We start from the raw sequence: 19,302 nt of genomic DNA on the forward strand, positions 1-19,302 counted from the left end.
AAAACAGGGCATGTGGCCACGATCATCCGGCATGGCAGCCGACCTCGCGTGGAACGTACGTAATTTCCAGAGGGCCCCACTGTACAAGCATCGTTATCCGAATGAAGCGCATTGCGCGGCAATTGCGATATCCTTCAGGTAACAAACAGGTGCCATAGGTTCGGGGATGACAATAAGGGAAACGTTGATCGACTGGATTCATCGGGTAGAACACGACCGGAGAACAGGGAAAATCTCAAAACGCCTCCCGTCCATTATCTCGGAGCTCTTCTTCGAAACTGTTCTTTGCAAGAGCCTCGAATTTCACCTTCCAAGAAATCTCAATTTCGGCTGGAATTTTAATCGAAACCCGAAAGATGGCAGCCGTACTTGGTTTAAATTTTCCGAAAATACAGACCACCCATCCACTTCAGAAAATTTCATCAAGTCAATTAAAACCATTAATATCAACGATGAGTTCTTTGTTGTACAACAAAGAGTTACCATTACAAACAACATTCCATCTATTGGTTGGAAAATTCGCGAAATCTCCATCCTTCCTGAAGGGTACGTTAAACGCTATGCGACGGATCGGGCAAAGGATTTTGAGAAGAAAATTACACAGCGAGTAACAGAAGCCCTTTTAACCTTGAGGGCGATCAACACCTCCCCAGGGAAATCAACGGTCGAGGACTGGCTCCGCACGTTACCCGACAACACGCTAGAAAGACTTCTTGCTACGCGGTGTTTCATGAATTTCGCCGGACTTTTTCTCTCAGACGTAGATGCCTTGGGAGTGGATCCAGACGGAAGATTGGTGTTACTGGAGTTCAAGCGCAAGACCCCGGCGATGGGAACCAGGTACCGCGCCCTACGACAGGCTGGTGAAGACGGTGGCCTTGATCTGTATCTTTCGCGCATCGCCGCACTCGGAAAAGACCGCGAGGCTTTGCAACGCGCATTGAAAGATGCCAATGCATGGTCTGCAATTGAATCCAACCCGGGGTTCGGCTTGGATACATCTCATGTCGGCACATTCGATCTGTGCTCACGGGCCGACATTAAATATCGATATGTTATTTGGAATTCAAGTGGCCAACATCCACGGGAATTATTAGCCCCCGACTGGAAGCCCATAGACGATATCGACCTCCGCACCGCAGACCTCACAGGCGACGCCTTCGATGGCCTCACTTACACTATCGGCGGTGACTCGGGCTCTTACACGAAAAATGTCCGCTACCAACTTGTAATTCCCGTCGACAGGTTCGCCATGCGCAGCATCGGCAGCCGTGAGTTCTGATGGAATATCCCATAGACACAGCCGATGTCCACACACTTTGAATCGCTCGACTCCCTGGTCAACTTCTATTCGTCTTGTGGCGTCCGGAAGGTCTTCATCAAGACCCTCGCACCGAACGACAATTCCAAGAACCAAGTCTATTTTGGCCCGGGATTCGGGGCGCTGACGTTATTTCCGTTGGGAGAGATTTCGGCTCTCAACGAGACGGCATCCCCTATATTCAAGGCACCCATGCCGCTCGACTGGATCAACGATGGTGGCACGTTGTCCGAAAGTCAAAACTCACAAGTCATCCTCTACCCTCAATACCCAGAAACTCGTCTTTCCGGTTTCCTCAAGGGAGTGGATCGCGGTCACCTCGGGTCGATCCGTGAGCTCATGACCAGCAGACTTCCTGGGCGAGTCTTGTTCCTTGGCGTGCACGAGAGCGGGCGAACTATCGCTAGTGTTTTCCACCCCGAAAGCGCAGTTGCTAATGCGTATCGAGCTGCCGAACAGAATCTCGATCAGGCAACACAGATCTTCAGGGAGTTAGTCGTTCCAGCTTTCCTCGGCGTAACAGAGACACCGAAACAGACACTACTGAGGGAACTCTCGCGCATTTCCGGACTTGGCTGGATCGACTCTAAACGCCTGAGCGCAAGTGGCAATGTTCTGCCGTGCACTGCCCCCCAATGCGGCGGCTACACCTTGGAGGCAGAACTTGGCATTACTCCAAACGGACGCTCCGAGCCAGACTTCTTGGGTTGGGAGATCAAGCAACACACTGGGAATGTGCTGACGCTCATGACGCCCGAGCCCACCGGCGGGTTTTATGTTGACGAGGGGGTCGATAGATTCGTGCGAACCTACGGCTATCCTGACAAACTCGGCAGACCCGACCGACTGAACTTTGGTGGCACGCACTTCTGCAACACGCGGCACGCTCTGACGCAACTCACTATGGTGATCGAGGGTTATGACGCCACAGCCAACAAGATTGTCGATCCTTCCGGCGGCATTGCACTTGTGAGCGACACAGGTGACCGCGCGGCCTTCTGGGCGTTTAAAGGCGTCTTGGAGCATTGGAATAGAAAACACCGGAACGCCGCATACATACCAGGTGAGCACCGGACTACCCCTCGAAATCAGTATCGATACGGCAGCACCGTCCTCCTCGGTGAGGGAACTGACCCTCTAAAGTTGATCAGCGCCGTGCATTCGGGCGAGATCTACTACGATCCCGCCATCAAGCTCGAAAATGCGAGCACAGCTCGCCCGTCAATCAAACGGCGGAGTCAGTTCCGGGTTAAGTTGAAAAATCTCACTAGCCTCTACGATCGCCTGACGGAGCACGAGGTGTAGCCTTGGCGCAGTCCAATCCCATCGTCGTGCACTGCTATTAGCCCGGGTGAGAGCTATATGTTGTGGGTGCGGACGACGACCATCGAAACCCTGGGCACGTGTGGCCCACTAGTTGCAAGTCGGCGTCCTTGCCAGGTGTTGCCGTGTTACGAACACCGCGCATCCCGCAATCTTTTTCAAAGGCAGTGAGCGTCTTGGTATGCGGCATCAAACGCAAATCCCCCGCTGACGGCTATCAAACCCAGGAGCTTTCCCTAAGCATTCATGGGGAACTTCCGAATCTCGCGCCAAGCCGTACTATCGAGGCGTCGCCTGCTTGCCATGGCCTTGTCAGACCAATAGTCTGTTAAGTGTCGCGCCCCAAGCGTGATCGGGTTTAGCAGCCCACTGACGAGTTTATGGGCACACGGCCGCAGGTATCGCGGTCTTAGTGTGCGACATCCTTTGTGCATCCACACTACGGGTGGGCTTGGATTGGGACACCTTCGGGTGTGCCGCTGATCCATATTCGTCGCGGTCTGCTAACCCAATTCAATGCCCGCCCACCCCTGCGCTGTGCAGTGGGTGCGGGATTCAATCGGCAAGCACGAGGAAATCCGCATGACGACGCCCCAACACCTCCCCATCCCTTCACGCGACACACTGGATCGTCTTAACGAGCTGTCAGAGCGGCTCGTTGCCCTCTCCATGGTCGGAGCCAATCAGCGGCACACTCCGATCCCCGAGCAATTCAACGAAGCGTATTTCGATCAGATGAGTGACCTTTCGAGCGAGGTCTACAACCTGTGCCATCGACTAGATGAAGATCTAAGTTTTCTAATCCCACAGAACGCCCTAGCGACGTAAGCACCGGTTCTCAATTGGCCCCCCGCACGCCAAATCTGTCCGAGTCATCCATCAAATAGCAGCCGGACTGCCTTCCTCTCGACGGCTCCCCCCCCCACTTCCTCGCAGCAATCACTTCAACCGAAACGCGACGGATGTTCGCAAGGTGTCGCGATCCCGGGCCGCGCGCTCCAGCACCGGCGAGGAATGACCGTGATCCTCATCCGTCATCCCGGTCCCCAACCAAAACGCGTACTGAGGCCAATGCTTGCACAGCGCAAGAAACGCCTCTTCCGTCGCACGTTGCCTCCCCTCATAAATGCTGCGCCAAGTCTGCGCACGCACCCCGCTCAGTTCCTCAAGCGCCTTAAATCTGCGGTGGGTCGGAACGACCGTATCGATGATCTCAATGATTCTTTCGCGCATTGTCGGAAACATCCCAATCCGCATGATTGGGATCGCCAATATGATTCGTACAGGTTGTACGAGTCAGTAGTTTTCTTACGCAGAGACGGAGACTTCACATGATCAGTAAGCAAAAGCTCACCATCGTAAATGTCGTCCGCCGTGAGGGCATTTCGTCCAAAACGGGACGCCCATACGACATGCGGACTGCGCAATGCGTCCTCTGGCAAATGACGAGCGAAGGCGAGAACACCGTTGTAGGCACGGTGACGCTGCCGGAGTCGCTCAAAGACACCGCAAATGGTGAGTACATCGCAGAGTTCGCACTGGCGCAGTCCATGGACGGCACGCTTGTCCCTCGAATTGTATCGCTCCTACCTTTCGCCACTTCCTCCAGGCCGATCACGCCTAAAGCACCTCAATAGCATCGAGAAGCTCACAGGCCCCACCTTAGAAACGGCCATCCGCTCTTCAATCTGCCCCCCGCATTCACTTCAAGGCAGCCATGAACAGACTGGATCAACGCGCTCAGCCCACACCTGGCGCGTGGCACTTCTCCGTCGCACCAGTTCCTCATCCGATGTCAGTCGAGTGCGTTACCGGGAAGGGTGTCGTTCAAATCTGCGAGTTGAAAGGCTCGTTCCAATACGCCATCGCAAACGGTCGTATCCTCGCCACCGCCAAGGATCTACTCGAATCCCTCGAGGTACTTCTCGATCGGTACGGCGGCGAAATCGAATTTGCCGGCGGCGAGTTTCACGTTCTTAGCGCGAAAGCCGTTGTCGATAAGGCCCGAGGAGTTGAGCAGTGACGTCGCCCGACGCCGCGCACAACGTTTTCGTTTGCTGCGCACAGACATCTAGTGACGGCCCGGCATCGGTAGACCAGAAGACTTGCCCCGTTGGTGTTGGCCAACCTTCCACGCTGGAGGCGGCTCGGGCATACGTTCTCCCTTCACCCGTCGCTCAGGTTCCATTTTCAATTGACTACGCCCAAACGGGCGCCTTCTGGACATTGGCATTCACGACCGTTGTCGGACTTTGGTTCGTGAGTACTCATGTGGGCGCACTTCTCGGCTTTGTTCGCCGAGGTTGAGCCAGCGCGTCGGGCGCTTCCCGGCATATCTACCGAGGGAAACAACCATGAACGATGCACTTCAACGACTCCGGTCGATCGGCACACAAGCGAGCATTGGTATCACGCTGGGTGCGGTGTCCTGCTTGGCCAAAGCAGCAGATGAGGGGGGTGGCGCCGACCTGTCCTCATTGACCGCCAACGTCAACATGGGCTCAACGACCACGGCAATCCTAGCCGTCGCGTTGTCGCTGGCTACTGTGTACGCAACGCTACGCGGCGCAAAGATCGTGCTCGCAGTCATCAAGGGGTAATCGCCGCGCGTGGCCGAGTGCCCTATCGCGCGTATCGATCACTCGGCCACAAAAAGCAGCATGCGGCATCACCCACAACCACTCGCTGGAGCACGCCGTGTCGACGCAAGAACTGTGGAATCTGTCTTTCTTCGCGTGGGGAATCGTGTGCGGTTGGGCTGTCGTCCAAGGCCTGAGGGGGTAGCGATGAAACGAACGATAGTGACTCTAGTGCTAATGACTGTATTGGTACACCAACCAGCCATACCGCAAGCGCTCCCGGTGGCGAAATTCGCCATAAATCGTGCCATAGCAGGCGTTCTTACGAGAGTTGCAACATCCCGTGGTTTTGCTGCTAACGATCCGAGAGTGATCGCAACGCTGGAAGCGATCTCATCGGTAAGCACGGAGCTCAACGTCGTCGCAACTGCCGCCGGAATCGGGTTGTCTCTCTTAGGGGCTCCTGTATGGCTGACGATCATCGCGGGACTTGGCCTCGCATCCGCAGATGTGCCATTCATCGTTGCAAAGCTGGGGGATGCTGAAGTCGAAATCGCGCAAACATACCTAGGTGAGGTGGCGCTTACGAGCACTATCCCTCCTGACAAGCCCATCACCCTACCGCGCTACCCTGAGTTTGAGCCCCCCACCGATTGGTTGGGCTTTTTTGAAGAGCCCAGGCGACTCGGAGCGCACATTTATAGAACGCCCGCTTGCTCATACAGCGCTCCTCAGGATGTATGCCGCGAATTTCCACTGCTGCCGCCAGTCTCCACTGGCATTGCCCTCAGGCATCCGGAGTACGCCCTTGAAATCCCGTTCATATCGATTTCCGAGCTTGAAGACCTGCGAACTCGCTGGATATTTGATCCGGGGGATCCAGATCCTCAACTAAAGATCATCTATAAGCTCGATGAAATTGGCGACGCGCGCTATTACGAACGGATGTGGACTAACAAGGCATGGCCTTGCATTAAGAGCGTTCCTTCATCCTGTCCTGCCAAGTATCAATGGGTGACGATGGAGCTAAATCTCGATTTGTTCGACATCACCCTCGACGGGTATCACGGACGCCCGCGAATCACGACGCGAACGGTGTATTCCAATCTGGATGATGTGCAGGTCGGCATGAATAGCAACTTCTCAAAGATGCCGCTCAGCCCCCAGACACTGGCAAACATCGTCGATGAAGTATGGCTGCGAGCGGCAGAGTTGCCCCACTACGTGGGCATGCCATATCGAGAGTCCGAACCCGTTACCGAAGAGGACGTGGAGATATGGGTAAAGGCGAACCCTCAGCAGATGCCGTATATCGGCGATGTGTTCGAACCGGCCAATGATCCGGACGAGGAGAGAGTCACGATTTCCCCACGCATTCGTCCAAGAGAGGACCCCGCGCCACAGACTGATCCTGAAATTAATCCACGCGCCGACCCGGTGGCGACGCCCGTGACGAATCCGAAACCTGCTCTCGATCCCGAAAATAAGACTGATCCTGATCCCAACCAAAACAAGAATCCCCAAGGCGCACAGGACGTCAATGTCATCAACCGTCCAACCGTTGATATCGGCAACCGCGTCAAGGTCGATATCGACGTAGGTGACACCCCGAAAGTGGGCGAGCCGAAACTAGAGAAAACGCCAACCGCGAAGATGATTGTCGAGCCAATTCTGGGCCTGACGTCCGACTTCAAGTCCTGGTCAATGCCTTCACACGGGGCAAGCTGCCCACGTACATCGCTCCACGTTTTCGATCACACCATCGCCATCGACGCGCATTGCGATATTGCCGAGCGCGTCGCGCCACAACTTCGTCAAGCCATGCTCGCTGCGTTCGCTGTCATGGCACTTTTGATAGTGCTTTCCGCTTGAGGTCTCCATGCCACTGTTTGCCATTCTCGCGAGTGTCCTGAATACCCTGCTGGGCTTCATGTTCCGTTCGGCGGTGATCAAGTGGGCGACCTTCTTCGCGCTCTGGTACGTCGTCACTGAGTTCATCGATGTTATCAAATCCGGAAACTTGATTCCGAAGGTGTCCGGGCTCAATGAAGCACTGTCGGGCATCCCTACCGGCGTCTGGTACTGGCTCGATCTATTCGCCGTCTCTCAGGGGGGCCCAATGATCATTAGTGCGATTGCAGCGCGCTTCCTGATCCGACGCCTGCCTCTAATCGGATAATCGCCATGGCTATCAATGCTTACACCGGCTTGATGGGTTCAGGAAAGAGCTATGAAGTCGTCAGCAGCGTCATCGTGCCCGCCGTACTGGCTGGCCGACGTGTGGTGACCAACATCGACGGCATCAACCCAGAAGCCATCTATGCCTACTGCACGGATGTTAAGAAAGCCAATGTAGCGACGCTCGGCCCGGTGATTCCGATCTCGAACACGGATGTCCTCAAGGACGGCTTCTTTCCCGACGAAACGAAGCCCGATGCTGAGTCACTCGTCAAAGCTGGCGACCTTGTGGCGATCGATGAAGCCTGGGAGTTTTGGTCTGTCTCGCATAAGATCAGCCCCGAGCACATGCGATTCTTTCGAATGCATCGCCACTACGTGGATCCGGAAACCGGATTGTCGTGTGACGTCGCGTTGATGATTCAATCGATCACCGATCTGCACCGGCAATTGCGCTCTGTGATCGAGGTCACCTTTGTGACGAAGAAGCTCAAAGAGTTGGGGCTAGGCAATCGGTATCGCGTCGAGATGTTCGGTGGCGGCAGAATCACCAAAGCCGCACGATTTGGGACCACGACAACGACGTACGACAAGGCGATATTTCCGCTCTATCAATCGTATGCGGGCGGAAGCGGAAAAGAGCGTGCCATTGATGCACGCCAGAACATGCTGCGAAACCCAAAGCTATGGATGACAGCCGTTCTCTTCCTTGCGTGCTGGATCGGCGTAGGCATGTTCCTCTGGCGGTTCTTCCATCCCCAATCGCCGGAGAAGCCCGCGGCAAACTCGGTTTCACTGGATCGCGCTCCATCTGCGCTAGTGAACGTCACATCGGAGCTCGCGCCACATCCGCAGATCTTCAGCGAAAAGTGGCGAATTGCAGGACGGTATTCGATCGCCGGGAGGCGATATGTGGCGCTGAGCGACAACTCAGGCCGGCTACGCATTGAACCCTCAACGATGTTCGGTAATACCGGCCTCGCGATCATTGGCGAAATCGATGGTCAACAGGTCAGCCCTTGGTCGGGCCAGAAGCCATCGTCCCGCGCCTTTGGAGCGGCACCGTGAAGCGCATTTGTGCCGGCGCGATTCTGATTGCTACCACTCAGGCGTTTGCGGACCATCCACATATCCTGCCCGCGTCCATCGATTACCGAGGCCCTGCCCTGCACGACGACGGGCCGTCCACGGGTGAAAACATTGAACGACGCCATGCGCTCGGTTGGAACGGAGATGATGTATCAATACCGCAATCGAACCGATCAAAGGCATCCGGAAAATTCGACTTTCAGTTCGTCAACGTCGCGCAGCTCGTTTCCTTGCTCTACGTCGAGGCGCTCAAGTCGCCGTATGTAATCTCTCCGGAAGTGCTGGATGACCAAAGAATGGTGTCGATACGGTTCGACACACGCCGAGGCGACCTACGCAAATTTCTGGAGGTATTTCTCGACTCTCTCGGGCTCAGCATCGAGAAGCGTCGGGGCGTCGACTTTGTATTCAAGCGGCCCCCCATTGGCACCGTCTCGACTCCTCAATCCACCTACGTCTATCGCTCCCAATACAGAGACACGTCCTATCTAGCGAATCTTGTCAGGCCGGTATTCCGAGGACAGTTCACCGTCAATCGTGAAGTATCGACGCCATCGCATGGTCGAGCCAGTGGAGACGTGCCTGACGGATCCGCTGCCACGCTCATTGATCAAAAGGGCGACACGCTTGTATTCCGTGGAACGGCAGCAGAGATTTTGACGCTCCAACAGCTATTGCCCCAGGTCGACACGCCCGTCGGAGAGGTTGCCGTGCGCGCAACGGCCTACGAGGTGACACAAGGTACCGAGCATGGCTCCGCGTTTCAACTTGCACTCGATCTGCTCTCCAAAGGGTTGGGACTATCTGTGCACGTGACAGGCGAGAGGTTAGGCAACGCTATTCATATCAAAGCAGGCGACCTCGACACGGTATTCTCCGCGCTGTCGAAAGACACCCGATTCCAGGTCATCAACAGCCCCAACTTGCGAATCCGATCCGGCGCGCGCGGAAAGCTGACGATTGGACAAAAGGTGCCCATATTGAAATCAGTGTCCTACCCTCGCGGTGGCGGTGAACCTGTGCAGTCGGTGGAGTACCACTCGTCCGGAGTCATCTTCGAGTTGAAGCCGACGGTAAAAGACTGCGTTATCGATCTGCACGTTTCGCAGCAAATCAGCGACTTCGTGAAAACGACGACGGGGGTCAACAAGTCTCCGACGCTTAATACCCGCGAAGTCAGCACGGAGATCAGCTTGCAGGAAAACGAGATCATCCTGATTGGCGGCCTGACAACCAACAAAGAAGCCGACAACGAGACAGGGTTGTCTTTCCTGCCCAAATTCTTCAGCAGCCGGTCAGATACAGCGTCAAATACGGAAATCCTGCTCGTGCTCCAAGTTGAACGCGTCGCGCCGTCTAGCGTCGGGAGTGTCGGCGCCGATATCGGAGCCAAGAGATCCCAGGAGAGCATCTGCGACGTCAGGGCCGTTGACGCGCGGCTCAGCGCGGCCCGCGCGACCGAGCAGCGGGTAGCACCACTAGCGCGGATCGAAGCAGCGCCGCCGGCTTCACAGCCCCTTGCTGGAAGCCGACTTTCCGACCTCGCTCGCGAAGCGGCAGAGATTGAGGAAGAAACGACGCTTCGCGCGACCGCCGCCGCCCGCAGGGGCGAGGACGGCGGGGGCGCGCGAAGCGCGTCCCTATACTTGTATCAGTAACACTTAACGTACAGGGATCCAGCAACAAAAACTCACAGCCTGAGCAAGCCCCCCCGGAATATCGACATTCCCAATCAATCAAGTTGGATTGAGGGCGATAGTGCAAACATCAACCGGGAGTTGCCATGCATGAACCGGGTCTTATGGATTTCTCACCCTTTCGACGTGAATGGGTGGTCAGAGGACGTAACTTTGGCGATGGTCAGGTCGAGGTCACGGCTATCCGCTTTGACCGTTACGTCGGTGCTCAGGGCTTGAGCACGATGCCAAAGGCAAAACGTGGAGAATCGCAGAACACGGAAGACAGTCGGATGTCCGCGGCGAAACGCGCCAAGCAGCAGGTCAGATTACGCTGCAAGGCGATAGGCGCGGATCGGATGATTACGCTGACCTACCGCGAGAACATGCTGGATAAGGATCGGCTGAAGCACGATTTCGACTCGCTTCGCCGTCGCTTGGGAAAGGTGATGGACTTTCGGTATGTGGCCGTAGCTGAGAGGCAGAAGCGCGGCGCGTGGCATCTACACATCGCAGTCCGAGGTCGACAGAATTACAGGATGCTACGCTCGATCTGGTTGACCATCGTTGGCGACGACAACGGCTTTGTCCAGGTACGAAATCCGTTCCGTGAGAAAGGCCTTCGTCACAAGCTCGCCTCCTACCTCAGCAAGTACATCACCAAAGACTTCGCCGAACACTCGCTTAACGAGAAGCGATATTGGACGAGCAAATGCGTTGAGATCCGTGAGCGCCACGCGATCGCACACTTGCTGTCTGACGATCCGACGAATGCCATCGTGACTGCATTCGAAGCAGCACAGCTAGCGGGCGCGCCCCTGGACAGGTGCCAAACATTTTGGAGCCAGGAACTTGGCTGCTTTTGGTTAGCAACTCGGGAGAACTGATATGGAAAACACATCCGATCCAAGGCAACTACCCTTTGACTCAGAAATCGAAATGGTTTGTCTAGTTGAACGCATAGCGCATGCTATAGCTGATCGCATGATTCCTCCCGTTCCGGTCTCAAGCCAACTTTGGAATGGGAGGCTAATTGGGGCCTATTTACAACGCTCACCGGCCGTCGTGCTTGAGCGTATCGTCACCCTTCCCGGCTTCCCTGCTCCCATTCGCCTTCCTTCAACACGGGCGAAACCGAAAGACGAAATTGAATCGCCAAAATTGACCACTGGGCAGCCGCTTTGGAAGGCGACCGAAGTCATCCGGTGGGCCGAGTCTCATCAACACAAGCACGTTGGTCGCCCACGAAAAAGCTAACCTAAATCCGCACGCCATGCCCACCTTTAGGCAGACACGTTTGCTCCGAGCAAGTGGCCCTTACGTTTGCTCTGGCTTCCCCAATGCGCGTGGAACAAACCCGCATCGACAATCCGCTCGACATTGTCCTCGCGCCCAATGTAGCGAGAAACAAAAGGCATCTCACGTTGGCTGCTATCTCGCTATTTCGATCGTTGAATGAACGTGATACATCATCGTCTGTGACGTTTTGGTAAGCGCACGCTCCGGGGGTGGGCGTGGGCCACTGACACGCCATGTTCGCGTCTTTTCCGATTACATTGGTGGCGGGTCGATGTTGACTCCGAATGCGAGTCCAAAAGCTGCTTGTAATCGGCGGTCATTCAGCTTGAGCTCAATTCGATACGAATAGATATTTGCTGCTCTGTCCTCTTTTCGCAACCAGATTTCGGACGAAATGCGCAATAATTTTTGCCCGCCCAAGGTTCGCGCCTTTTTTTTGGGCGCTCTCTAAAATATGCATAGATGGCCCCATGGGGCCGTCTATTAACTATTAGGCAATACAAGATGCAGATCAACCCTTCCGTCCATCGCATTCTCTCGCTTGCCTTGGCAGTCATCAGAGGCTTCTTTTGGCCAGTTGCGATTGCGCTTGCAATCGTGGCGTGGGGTGCGTTCGCACCTTGGCAGCCTTCGAATGACATAAAGGACAAGGTCAAGGCTTTTTTTGCAATCCTGTTCTTCATCATGTTCTTTTTCGGCCAATACAAGCGCGTCGAGAAGCAAACAGATGACAAGGACTCATTTAAAAGCGTGAACGAGAAACTGCTGTCGCTGCAAGAACTCGTACGCAAAATTCGACCTGCTGATCACCCGGAGACTCCCACACCGTCTCAAATTTCTGTTGGCGATGCTAGCTCCCTTCTAGTCGAATCAAGAGCCCTTTTGAAATCTGGGCATACGCTCGCCGCGCTACTTCAAGGTGGCGTAGCTTTCGAACACGCACTAAGGGCTTTTGCACGTCATCTCAAAGGCGACGAGTCTGCAGCACTCCCTCTACACCAACTAATTCGCCACGTGGTTCCACAAGAAATGATGGGCGAACTGCACGCGTTAAGGCAAATTCGAAATCGGTTGACGCACATTTCAGAAGCCGAGCTGTCAGACCTGCCAGATGCGAACAGAGTTTTGGATGGTTACGAGTGGGCTGTGGCGGAACTGGGGAATATGGTGAGGCGTGATGAAGCTGCCTAGAAGGTCGTTTGAAACGGACACGCACAAACAGAGCAACGCACTACCCTTGCATATCGGCAAACTTCAACGTTGGATGTTTTTCGAATCAATGCCTGATGCTGAAGACCCAATGAAGGAGCCCCCTTTCCTGATTGGCCAGAATGGAAATGGTTTGATTCCGTCGAAGAGCCTCTGAAAGGAGCGGTAGTCAAAGTCCAGGAAAATGAAGGCAATGAGGTCGGTGTCCTTCGCATCTCCTTCGGGACGAATTATGCTCATGTGCGAGTCTGTCACACAACAAGACAAAGGAAAAATGATAGCGGAACTGGTTGCCGATAGCCCTCGCTGCGGGGCTGGACTCATCACATTGGATTTAGCTGGCGAAAATTTTCTTCGAATCGAATACGGCTGGCAGACCTGGTATGAAGCGTTCTGCATTTGCCGGAAGTGCCACTACGACAGCATCATTATTTTGGCGCAAACCACAGACGCATCCCAGGTCGACGTTCGTAGGGTCGGTCTTGCGGGCATCCCCCGCTCCCTGAACGACTACTTTCGCGTTCAAGGATACCTAAGTCTTAAGGACGAAAAAGCCGAGCAGCCTCCAGAACACCTTCCGGCAGATATCGAAGCGGCGTTCAAGGAGGGCGGCACCTGCATGGCCGTGAAGTGCTACAACACTGCGGGCGCAATGTTCCGGTTGTGCCTCGACTTTGCAACGAAATCGATGATGCCTGCCGACGATGTCGATGGCCTTACCAAACCAACACGCGGGAGCCTCGGGTTTCGGCTTGCGTGGCTCTTTGACACTGGAAGGTTGCCAGAAGCGTTGCGCGAGCTTGCGGCCCGTGTCAAGGACCTGGCAACGATGGCGCCCACGATGGAACGCTGACGAAGGTGGATGCAGAGGACCTGCACGAATTTGCTTATGAGTTGCTCGAGCGTTTGTATACCGAGCCGAAGCGCCTTGATGCAGCCAAAGAGCGACGGGCGGCACCGCATAACGACATCGGGTAACGTGTATCTACCAGCCTCAGAGTTGCTTATGAGCTTTAAGGAGAAACAGCTTCAAGAGATTTAGGGCTTGGGCCTCACTCATTGCCCCCCAACTCGTTCCTTGCGCCGCGTTCTGAACGGTAAACCAGCCATTCTTCATCAGCCTTATCGAGGCAACACGCTTCACCCTTAGCGCTATAAAACGAATGTGAATCTGCGGGGATATTTATCTTGTTCAGAAACTCAACCAATTCTTGAGTAGTTCAGATCATTCCATTTCTCCAAGTTCAGGCTCCCAAGCGGTACGGGACGGAATTTGGCATCTTGTTCTGCATGCCAAGGCGATCGGCAAGCATTTGAAGCGGCGAGTGAGGTTAGTCGCTCGCTTCGGGTCGCAAGCAGTCCGTCGTGACCGGCGGAACGGCCACAAGCGGTTTCTTAAGCGAAGCGGCGCTGAGCCATTGGAACAACCGTTAAACCGCACAAGCGGTCGGTCAATGACCTCTCCAACGGCCGGATCCTGTCGCCAGTTGGGGGGCAACGGCAAAGCAAGGGACGTCGTCCGGTTCCGCATACACCGAGTTACAACGTCAGCTTTATGAGCGGCGGTGGCATTTGGAGGGCGAGCCGAATGTAGCCGGTCGAATTAGGATCTCCGTACTGAGCGTCATCAAGATGTGACGGACCATCTGCTTACGTCGCGCTTTGTGTTCCGGCGACGGACTTGAAAATGTTGGGCGACAGCCGTGCAGCCTCAACTGACAGCTTTCCACCCCCCTTAACGCTTTTACCAGCCGACGTCATCATCTTTGGCCGATAATTCCGGTTGGTTACAATGACGCACCACCCAGCGCTTCGAGGAGGCCGCTTGCTGACTTCATTTTCGGTAGAAAACTATCGCGCTTTCGCTCGTCCGCAGCAGATCGACGTGCGTCCCATTACCTTGTTCTTTGGCTGGAATAGCGGCGGAAAAAGCGCCCTCATACGCTTTCTGCCTTTGCTGGCGGAATCACTGGAGGCAGATGCGTCGCCCATCTGGTTAGCCGGTACCGTGGGTCGCCGTGCTACATGGCCCGAGCTGGTATGCGGCGCGACGAAAAGACTGTCGCTGAACTTCGGACTGACGTGGAACCTTGAAGGGCGCGAACGGAGTGCCAGTTGGGAAATCGGCGGTGACGCTGAAGGAACGTATCAGCAGATTAACCGTCTGGTAGCTAACGGCTTGTCGGGCGAAAGTACATTCGATGGCATGGAACCGCGTCTGCCACGCCATCCGTTGAATTCGTTGATCCCAGACTTCTCGGTGAATGACGCAGACAAGAACCTGTTACTCGGACTGAAAGCCGACCTAGATGATTTCCGCAAACAGGTTCAGTGGGTAAGTGGAGTGCGGGCAAGGCCCGCGCGTTTTGTCGCATATGGAGGAGGCCAGCCATCGCATTTGAGCCCCGATGGCATTGAATCCGTCGATTATCTTGTGGCTGATAGTCTGGAGCCAGGCGACGACATTCTCATGCAGTCAGTTGCAACCTTCTTCGCATCTCTCGGCCTGAAGCTCCACGTCATAAACGACGCGCCTGGAGTCTGGCACGTTGCATTGAACAGCAATGTAAGTACTTCCCCTCTAGTTAATATCTGTGACACAGGGGAGGGATTCGCGCAGGTTTTGCCAGTACTTGTTGCATTGGCACGGGCCCAGGCTCGGGGCCCTAAGATACTCTGCCTAGAGCAACCTGAGTTGCACTTGCACACGCGCGCACAAAAGGCATTAGCAGAACACATGGTTTCCGCCGTACGAGCTGGTGGAGGAACCAAGCTTCTGCTCGAGACGCACTCCGAGGTTTTGTTGACAAGTATACAGCTTGCTCTGGCCGAGGGACATCTTAAGCCCGAAGACGTCCGCGTGTATTGGGTCGAATCGGAGGCGGACGGGACGAGCGATGTCACACCAGTGGAATTTGACTCGGCCGGTCGGCCGTTGACATCCGCACTTGCGGTCGCATTTCAGGAGGCCGTAGAGATTGGCCATGCGCTATTACGGCTCCAATCCGGCAAAGGGGGTGTCTAGTGAGGGTAATGCTCACCGCAGACGCCGTTGCCGTGATTCTTGCTGACGAAGAAAAATCTTCAAAACTTCATACCCTGTTAGGCCACGCCCGAGACGGTCGACATACGGTCGTAGTCGATCCTGCGAATGCCTTGGACGGCTGGTTGTCGACCATCGATGATGCGTCCCGCAATCAGTATGGTATTGCGTTACAGTTGTGCGCGCGTGAAGCCTCGCTTCAGGGAAGAGATATTGCGACGATAAAAATAGCAGCGGGTCCTGTTGCGACTTGGGACGATCCACTCGCTGAGTTGCCGTTCGATCTCACTCTGGATGTGCTGGCGGAGCCGCTGGGCGTCTTGGTCGAGAATGCAGAGAACGATTTCGCGTTTATTTTGAGTCTAATGTCGCCAAGCCAGCGGGAGAGTTTTCTGCGCAAGATTGACCGACGATGGATTGAACCGTTACACGGCGGCGGAAGCGATGCCATAGCGCGGCTGCGAGCTAGGTCTGACAGGCCGGCTATGAAGCTCCGGACGTATTTCATGTTTGACAGTGACCGTCTGCATCCAGACGAATGCGCCCCGACCTGGGACGGCAGCAGCCCTGACGGCAGGCAGATTGAATGTCAGGCTTTCCGCTGGGAACCTGAGGTCATGAAGCATCTCTCGGGTCGATACTGGCGGCTCCATCGGAGATTCATTGAGTCCTACATGCCGATAGACGAACTGCAAGCAGAGAATTCCAACGCGGCGGAAGCTTGGGGACGCCTGAGCGAGGAGCAGCGATGGTTCTACAATATGAAGGATGGGTTTGCAAAAGATCGAAAGCGGCACGATAGCGCGCGCGCTCGCGACCTGTACGGCGACGTCGCGGACGAAGATCGCGCAGCGCTCGAACAGGGCTTCGGAAGCAAGCTCGCTGGTCGCTTCCAGAAGCACGCCAACCACTGCTTCAACTGGGATCGGGCAGCACTGACGGAAGCCCGGCACCAAATATATCAACTTCTCCGGTTGGCCTAGCAAATGATCGAAAGTCTGACTGCACTTGCATCCGAAAACTCGAACCCCAGCTTGCGGAGTCTCGTAGAGGATGTGCAACGAGGGCATATCCGGGTTCCGCGTTTTCAGCGCCCGTTTATCTGGACGGACGAGCAGCGCCTTGAACTGTTGGCGTCGGTGCGTGACGGGATGCCAATAGGTAGCCTGCTGGTGTGGCGCACGACAAAATTTGAACTTGCGACTTTTCCTACGGTTGGCCCCCATGCGATTCCGGCTTCTGCGCGGGTCGCGACGCTTGGTTGGCAATATCTGCTCGACGGCCATCAGCGAGTCTCTACGCTGCTAGGCCTTTTGTTGCCTGTACCTGAGCACGTCGCTGTTGAGCCGGACGATTCCCAGATTGATTGGGCGATTGAATACGATCTCGAAATTGAAGAATTCGTATTTCGTACCAAACGGTTGCGGGCGCGTCGGCACGCGCCGCTGCTACCCCTCTGGACGTTGTTTGATGGGCGTCTCGTTAATAAGCATATGCGCGCAATGCGCGGGCACCACAAGAACGCGTCGGAGCAAGAGTTAGACCAATGGGAGGCACGGGCAGATCAGTTGTCGTACCAGTTTCAACAGTTTCGGGTTCCTATCGTTGCAATGGTAACCGACGACCTAAACCTCGCGGCGAAAGCGTTCCAGCGCATTAATAGCCTTGGCACTCCGATGTCGGAGGCTCATCTCGTTGCGGCCTTGTCGTGGCGTCCCGACTTCGATTTGCGGGAACGTATCGAAAATATCCGGGAGACTCTGCGGCCGGAGTGGCGGGCAATTGAGGACAACCTGTATCTTCAGATATGCAAGGGTCTTTGTGGTCTGGATCTGACTCGTCCCGGACAGTCGGAGCTCGTGAAAGCGATTGAAACCAACTACGGACTGCTTGACGAAGCCGCTTTGGGACTGCGGGAGGCCATCAACCTGTTGCATGAAGCAGGCGTAACGAGAGCCGAACTTCTGCCATACGGGTACCAACTGACCTTGATTGCAATAGCGTTGGCTCACGCCGGCTTTGTAGATGAGCGAACGCGACAGTCCATCATCGACTGGTTCTGGCGGAGTAGCTGGTCAGAAGCATTCGCGTCATCCAGCTTCCGGCAAGTGCGCGCACAGCAGCAACTGTTACACGCCGCTATCTATGACGAGACCGCTATTTCCGACGAGTGGGAAATGCCTGAGAAGCTCCCTTCGCGATTTGATTTCAGGTCGGCGCGCTCGCGACTTCTGATGATGCGGATGGCCATTCGCATCGAAAAGGAAGGAAAGTGGCTGCTTTCCGAATACGGTCGCTTTGCGATGGTGCGATTTGTGCCCCCTCCATCAGATGCTTCCCCTAAGCTTAAGAGACTATGTCAAGGACCGGGAAACCGGTTTCTCGTCTCTCCGCTTGATCCGGACATTCTCCACCGTGAGCTGGTGCACGGGTCTGGAGTCAACGCGTTCCTCTATGGTCATCTCATCGACGAAGAGATGCTGAAGATGTATCAGAGAGGCGATCTGGAGGGCTTTCTCCAGCGCAGGACAGAAGAGATTGAACTTTGGGACTTCGCTGAATGGAGTTCTCTGGCCGGTTCTCGCGCCCAATTCGAGCAGACTTTGCCGCAATACGTTGACCTACTGCCGCCAACGGAAAAGAGGCTCGCGCGATTCGGCGTACGCATCATAGGGAGCGACGGGCAACCTGTCGTCGGTGCTAGGATTGCATTGATTGATAGCCAAGGGTGGATTCGTAGGAGCAGAACAGATCATCAGGGAAGGTGCTCGATGGATTTTCATCCAGCTCAACCCTATGAGTTTCTGGTCGCTGCCGCTAGCGTTTCGGGATTCCAGTACAGTGGGCTGTTGCCAGAGGAAGGTGGCGACTTGCGACTCGAGCCCCTGCAGCTCGGAGGCTCAATAATTTGCGACGGAAAAGTTAAGATTCCCGGATTAAGTGGCACATTTTCAGGACAGCCTGACGGCAACGTTCTGTTTCGAGTAGAGCTGCATGGGCTCTTGAATATTCGGGAGCCGAGCAACACGTATCTATACTCGCTAAATGAGCCGATCGAACTGGCGGATCCTATAACCGGGCGGTATGTGTCGGTAAAAGTGAAGTACATGACTGGTCAAGTCCTTCTTCTCGATTATCGCTACATTTCCTAGATTACCGCCGCTGCCAAGAAAAAACTGCGCCAGCCGCTGGAGCAGCAGCCCGTCGCACGCGCGTTCGCGTTCAATGCGTAGGTCGTCGGCGCCGCGAGGCAACGTCTGCTGTGCATGGCGTCTGACGTCAGGGGGCCGTCCCCCGTCGCTGGTCGACATTGCGTCTATAAGGGCGCCGGGGACAACTGGTCGTCGCTGTCGACCGTGTCATCGACTAGCTTGGGCATAAATGGCTCTTGGATAGCCCCCAATTCGATACTGCGCTTCGGCAATGTGACGGCACAGCCCCCACCCTAGCGGTCCGCAGAACGCGACGCCAGCAGTATTTGTTAACACCACTAGCACCTTTGTGTATACCGCTGGCATCGATTATGAGCGCTTACAGCAAGTGGCGAAGGTGGTTATGGATTCAGTCATTTCCCCGCTCTGTCCC

General features: G+C 55.3%; 17 protein-coding genes. 16 read left to right on the top strand and 1 reads right to left on the bottom strand.

Going from position 1 to position 19,302, the window contains the following annotated elements; all coding sequences use genetic code 11:
• Positions 1–184 precede the first annotated feature (184 nt).
• The 3 genes from PIN31009_RS14930 (at position 185) to PIN31009_RS14940 (ending at position 3,472) form a co-directional block, all read left to right on the top strand.
• Positions 185–1,282: a hypothetical protein gene (locus PIN31009_RS14930; RefSeq protein ID WP_150790747.1), complete on the top strand. Its 1,098-nt coding sequence runs from the start codon at positions 185–187 to the stop codon at positions 1,280–1,282.
• 24 nt (positions 1,283–1,306) lie between these two features.
• Positions 1,307–2,626, top strand: coding sequence for an MvaI/BcnI family restriction endonuclease (locus PIN31009_RS14935; RefSeq protein ID WP_150790748.1), 1,320 nt, complete (start codon positions 1,307–1,309; stop codon positions 2,624–2,626).
• A 600-nt stretch (positions 2,627–3,226) separates the two neighbouring features.
• The gene (locus PIN31009_RS14940; protein ID WP_150790749.1) at positions 3,227–3,472 is read left to right on the top strand and encodes a hypothetical protein; all 246 of its coding nucleotides are present in this window, start codon (positions 3,227–3,229) and stop codon (positions 3,470–3,472) included.
• A gap of 111 nt (positions 3,473–3,583) precedes the next feature.
• On the opposite strand, the gene PIN31009_RS14945 is transcribed toward PIN31009_RS14940, so the two are convergent.
• A complete protein-coding gene (locus PIN31009_RS14945; RefSeq protein WP_150790750.1) occupies positions 3,584–3,877 on the bottom strand; it encodes a hypothetical protein in 294 nt (97 codons plus the stop codon).
• A gap of 98 nt (positions 3,878–3,975) precedes the next feature.
• Here PIN31009_RS14945 and PIN31009_RS14950 point away from each other — a divergent pair, with 98 nt between their 5' ends.
• From PIN31009_RS14950 to PIN31009_RS15020, 13 genes are all read left to right on the top strand, one after another.
• On the top strand, positions 3,976–4,281 hold the full coding sequence (locus PIN31009_RS14950) for a cellulose synthase (RefSeq protein WP_425495487.1): 306 nt from the start codon (positions 3,976–3,978) through the stop codon (positions 4,279–4,281).
• An 80-nt stretch (positions 4,282–4,361) separates the two neighbouring features.
• Entirely contained in the window at positions 4,362–4,667 is a 306-nt protein-coding gene (locus tag PIN31009_RS14955) for a hypothetical protein (protein WP_150790751.1), read from the top strand.
• A gap of 331 nt (positions 4,668–4,998) precedes the next feature.
• On the top strand, positions 4,999–5,244 hold the full coding sequence (locus tag PIN31009_RS14965; RefSeq protein ID WP_150790753.1) for a hypothetical protein: 246 nt from the start codon (positions 4,999–5,001) through the stop codon (positions 5,242–5,244).
• Positions 5,245–5,592: 348 nt separating this feature from the next.
• A complete protein-coding gene (locus PIN31009_RS14970; RefSeq protein ID WP_150790754.1) occupies positions 5,593–7,095 on the top strand; it encodes a hypothetical protein in 1,503 nt (500 codons plus the stop codon).
• Between the two features lie 7 nt (positions 7,096–7,102).
• The gene (locus PIN31009_RS14975; protein ID WP_246185680.1) at positions 7,103–7,402 is read left to right on the top strand and encodes a DUF2523 family protein; all 300 of its coding nucleotides are present in this window, start codon (positions 7,103–7,105) and stop codon (positions 7,400–7,402) included.
• A gap of 5 nt (positions 7,403–7,407) precedes the next feature.
• The gene (locus PIN31009_RS14980) at positions 7,408–8,469 is read left to right on the top strand and encodes a zonular occludens toxin domain-containing protein (RefSeq protein ID WP_150790755.1); all 1,062 of its coding nucleotides are present in this window, start codon (positions 7,408–7,410) and stop codon (positions 8,467–8,469) included.
• Positions 8,466–10,148, top strand: coding sequence for a type II secretion system protein GspD (locus PIN31009_RS14985; protein ID WP_174997183.1), 1,683 nt, complete (start codon positions 8,466–8,468; stop codon positions 10,146–10,148). The genes PIN31009_RS14980 and PIN31009_RS14985 overlap by 4 nt, the downstream gene beginning before the upstream one ends.
• Positions 10,149–10,273: 125 nt before the next feature.
• Positions 10,274–11,053, top strand: a complete 780-nt coding sequence (locus tag PIN31009_RS14990) for a rolling circle replication-associated protein (protein ID WP_150790756.1) — start codon at positions 10,274–10,276, stop codon at positions 11,051–11,053.
• A gap of 916 nt (positions 11,054–11,969) precedes the next feature.
• Entirely contained in the window at positions 11,970–12,656 is a 687-nt protein-coding gene (locus PIN31009_RS15000) for a hypothetical protein (protein ID WP_150790757.1), read from the top strand.
• Positions 12,657–12,912: 256 nt separating this feature from the next.
• Positions 12,913–13,527 carry a DUF4145 domain-containing protein gene (locus tag PIN31009_RS15005; RefSeq protein WP_217426798.1) on the top strand — a complete coding sequence of 205 codons (615 nt, stop codon included), beginning with the start codon at positions 12,913–12,915 and terminating at the stop codon, positions 13,525–13,527.
• A gap of 972 nt (positions 13,528–14,499) precedes the next feature.
• Positions 14,500–15,699: an AAA family ATPase gene (locus PIN31009_RS15010; RefSeq protein ID WP_174997185.1), complete on the top strand. Its 1,200-nt coding sequence runs from the start codon at positions 14,500–14,502 to the stop codon at positions 15,697–15,699.
• Positions 15,700–15,707: 8 nt separating this feature from the next.
• Positions 15,708–16,700: a hypothetical protein gene (locus PIN31009_RS15015; protein WP_150790759.1), complete on the top strand. Its 993-nt coding sequence runs from the start codon at positions 15,708–15,710 to the stop codon at positions 16,698–16,700.
• 3 nt (positions 16,701–16,703) lie between these two features.
• Positions 16,704–18,869, top strand: a complete 2,166-nt coding sequence (locus tag PIN31009_RS15020) for a GmrSD restriction endonuclease domain-containing protein (RefSeq protein ID WP_150790760.1) — start codon at positions 16,704–16,706, stop codon at positions 18,867–18,869.
• Positions 18,870–19,302: the final 433 nt, after the last annotated feature.

The sequence above is a fragment of the Pandoraea iniqua genome (assembly GCF_902459685.1).
Classification (GTDB): Bacteria; Pseudomonadota; Gammaproteobacteria; order Burkholderiales; family Burkholderiaceae; genus Pandoraea; species Pandoraea iniqua.

Coding starts and splice junctions, on each gene's coding strand:
- PIN31009_RS14935 (WP_150790748.1), top strand. CDS start 1,307: ATGTCCACACACTTTGAATCGCTCGACTCCCTGGTCAACTTCTATTCG.
- PIN31009_RS14940 (WP_150790749.1), top strand. CDS start 3,227: ATGACGACGCCCCAACACCTCCCCATCCCTTCACGCGACACACTGGAT.
- PIN31009_RS14945 (WP_150790750.1), bottom strand. CDS start 3,877: ATGCGCGAAAGAATCATTGAGATCATCGATACGGTCGTTCCGACCCAC.
- PIN31009_RS14950 (WP_425495487.1), top strand. CDS start 3,976: ATGATCAGTAAGCAAAAGCTCACCATCGTAAATGTCGTCCGCCGTGAG.
- PIN31009_RS14955 (WP_150790751.1), top strand. CDS start 4,362: ATGAACAGACTGGATCAACGCGCTCAGCCCACACCTGGCGCGTGGCAC.
- PIN31009_RS14965 (WP_150790753.1), top strand. CDS start 4,999: ATGAACGATGCACTTCAACGACTCCGGTCGATCGGCACACAAGCGAGC.
- PIN31009_RS14975 (WP_246185680.1), top strand. CDS start 7,103: ATGCCACTGTTTGCCATTCTCGCGAGTGTCCTGAATACCCTGCTGGGC.
- PIN31009_RS14980 (WP_150790755.1), top strand. CDS start 7,408: ATGGCTATCAATGCTTACACCGGCTTGATGGGTTCAGGAAAGAGCTAT.
- PIN31009_RS14990 (WP_150790756.1), top strand. CDS start 10,274: ATGCATGAACCGGGTCTTATGGATTTCTCACCCTTTCGACGTGAATGG.
- PIN31009_RS15000 (WP_150790757.1), top strand. CDS start 11,970: ATGCAGATCAACCCTTCCGTCCATCGCATTCTCTCGCTTGCCTTGGCA.
- PIN31009_RS15005 (WP_217426798.1), top strand. CDS start 12,913: ATGTGCGAGTCTGTCACACAACAAGACAAAGGAAAAATGATAGCGGAA.
- PIN31009_RS15015 (WP_150790759.1), top strand. CDS start 15,708: ATGCTCACCGCAGACGCCGTTGCCGTGATTCTTGCTGACGAAGAAAAA.
- PIN31009_RS15020 (WP_150790760.1), top strand. CDS start 16,704: ATGATCGAAAGTCTGACTGCACTTGCATCCGAAAACTCGAACCCCAGC.